This window comes from Volucribacter psittacicida (assembly GCF_004339025.1).
GTDB classification, from domain to species: domain Bacteria; phylum Pseudomonadota; class Gammaproteobacteria; order Enterobacterales; family Pasteurellaceae; genus Volucribacter; species Volucribacter psittacicida.
On record NZ_SMFT01000010.1, the window covers coordinates 1 to 2,006 of the forward strand.

1 rRNA gene is annotated in these 2,006 nt (G+C 50.0%); it reads left to right on the forward strand.

Annotated features, from left to right (window positions below):
* Positions 1-1,984: ribosomal RNA gene (locus EV694_RS10815) — 23S ribosomal RNA — on the forward strand; the annotation flags it as partial.
* Between the last annotated feature and the right edge of the window lie 22 nt (positions 1,985-2,006).

Sequence of the window (2,006 nt, forward strand, 5' to 3'; positions counted from 1 at the left end):
CGAATACCGAAGAGTAATGCTTAGGAGACACACGGCGGGTGCTAACGTCCGTCGTGGAGAGGGAAACAACCCAGACCGCCAGCTAAGGTCCCGAAGTCTATATTAAGTGGGAAACGAAGTGGGAAGGCTTAGACAGCTAGGATGTTGGCTTAGAAGCAGCCACCATTTAAAGAAAGCGTAATAGCTCACTAGTCGAGTCGGCCTGCGCGGAAGATGTAACGGGGCTAAAATATAGCACCGAAGCTGCGGCATCAGAGTAAAATCTGTTGGGTAGGGGAGCGTTGTGTAAGCCGTAGAAGGTGTATTGAGAAGTATGCTGGAGGTATCACAAGTGCGAATGCTGACATAAGTAACGATAAAACGGGTGAAAAACCCGTTCGCCGAAAGACCAAGGTTTCCTGTCCAACGTTAATCGGGGCAGGGTGAGTCGGCCCCTAAGGCGAGGCTGAAAAGCGTAGTCGATGGGAAACGGGTTAATATTCCCGTACTTGAATAAACTGCGATGTGGGGACGGAGCAGGTTAGGTTAGCAGTAGATTGGATTGTACTGTTTAAGTTTGTAGGTGGGGTTTTTAGGCAAATCCGGAAACCTGATAACACTGAGAAATGATGACGACGCTCTATGGAGCGGAAGTAACTGATACCCAACTTCCAGGAAAAGCCACTAAGCTTCAGGTTTATTTAAACCGTACTGAAAACCGACACAGGTGGTTAGGTAGAGAATACTCAGGCGCTTGAGAGAACTCGGGTGAAGGAACTAGGCAAAATAGCACCGTAACTTCGGGAGAAGGTGCGCTGGCGTAGTGTGAAGTTTGCACAAATGGAGCACGAACCAGTCGAAGTGACCCGCTGGCTGCAACTGTTTATTAAAAACACAGCACTCTGCAAACATGTAAGTGGAAGTATAGGGTGTGATGCCTGCCCGGTGCTGGAAGGTTAATTGATGGTGTCATCGCAAGAGAAGCACTTGATCGAAGCCCCAGTAAACGGCGGCCGTAACTATAACGGTCCTAAGGTAGCGAAATTCCTTGTCGGGTAAGTTCCGACCTGCACGAATGGCATAATGATGGCCAGGCTGTCTCCACCCGAGACTCAGTGAAATTGAAATCGCCGTGAAGATGCGGTGTACCCGCGGCTAGACGGAAAGACCCCGTGAACCTTTACTATAGCTTGACACTGAACCTTGAATTTTGATGTGTAGGATAGGTGGGAGACTATGAAGTGGTAACGCCAGTTATCATGGAGTCGTTGTTGAAATACCACCCTTTAACGTTTGATGTTCTAACGAAGACTGCGGAACGCGGTTTCGGACAGTGTCTGGTGGGTAGTTTGACTGGGGCGGTCTCCTCCCAAAGCGTAACGGAGGAGCACGAAGGTTTGCTAATCACGGTCGGACATCGTGAGGATAGCGCAATGGTAAAAGCAAGCTTAACTGCGAGACGGACAAGTCGAGCAGGTGCGAAAGCAGGTCATAGTGATCCGGTGGTTCTGAATGGAAGGGCCATCGCTCAACGGATAAAAGGTACTCCGGGGATAACAGGCTGATACCGCCCAAGAGTTCATATCGACGGCGGTGTTTGGCACCTCGATGTCGGCTCATCACATCCTGGGGCTGAAGTAGGTCCCAAGGGTATGGCTGTTCGCCATTTAAAGTGGTACGCGAGCTGGGTTTAGAACGTCGTGAGACAGTTCGGTCCCTATCTGCCGTGGGCGTAGGATAATTGAGAGGGGCTGCTCCTAGTACGAGAGGACCGGAGTGGACGCATCACTGGTGTACCAGTTGTCTCGCCAGAGGCATTGCTGGGTAGCTAAATGCGGAAGAGATAAGTGCTGAAAGCATATAAGCACGAAACTTGCCTTGAGATGAGTTATCCCAATCGAGAGATTGTAAGGGTTGTTTGAGACGAAGACGTAGATAGGCTGGGTGTGTAAGCGTTGTGAGACGTTGAGCTAACCAGTACTAATTGCCCGAGAGGCTTAACTATACAACGCTGTAGTGTTTTTGCG